Source organism: Mesorhizobium escarrei (assembly GCF_935825525.1).
GTDB classification, from domain to species: Bacteria; Pseudomonadota; Alphaproteobacteria; order Rhizobiales; family Rhizobiaceae; genus Mesorhizobium; species Mesorhizobium escarrei.
This window is the reverse complement of sequence record NZ_CAKXZT010000163.1, coordinates 1-393: the sequence shown is the minus strand read 5'-3', so window position 1 is coordinate 393 and position 393 is coordinate 1. Positions and strand designations below refer to the sequence as shown.

General features: G+C 58.5%; 2 pseudogenes. One reads left to right on the top strand and one right to left on the bottom strand.

The features are described from left to right. Positions 1–69 precede the first annotated feature (69 nt). Positions 70–171: pseudogene (locus NMG80_RS30135) on the bottom strand (LysE family translocator); the annotation flags it as partial. Between the two features lie 48 nt (positions 172–219). Between NMG80_RS30135 and NMG80_RS30130 the strand changes: the two are divergent. Further along, positions 220–393, top strand: a pseudogene (locus NMG80_RS30130) (DDE-type integrase/transposase/recombinase); the annotation flags it as partial.

Here is a 393-nt window from a genome sequence, read left to right as displayed (position 1 = left end):
AAATAAGAGCACCACAGCCCCGACGAACATTCATTGCAACCACCGCCATGTCTTCGCGTTTAGCCGCAGAACATTGTGACGGTCCGACCCTGGTCCGAGCGTCATCAATGCGATCCACGCCAAGATCGATTTCGGATTGGTAAGATGCATCAGTAGCCCTCGCTGATAGAGCAGCTTGCCCGACACTCGAACAGCCGCCGTGCCGGGCGCGGCGATCGTACCGACAAGCTGCGCTCCTACGGAGCGGCAAGGCGTCAGGTCATGCCCGGCGTCGAACATCGCAAGGGGCTCAATAATCGGGCCGAGAATTCGCATGTGCCGCTGCGAAAACGAGAGCGAATGATGCAAAGTTTTCGATCGCCGGGCGGCCTGCAACGCTTCGTCTCGATCTTC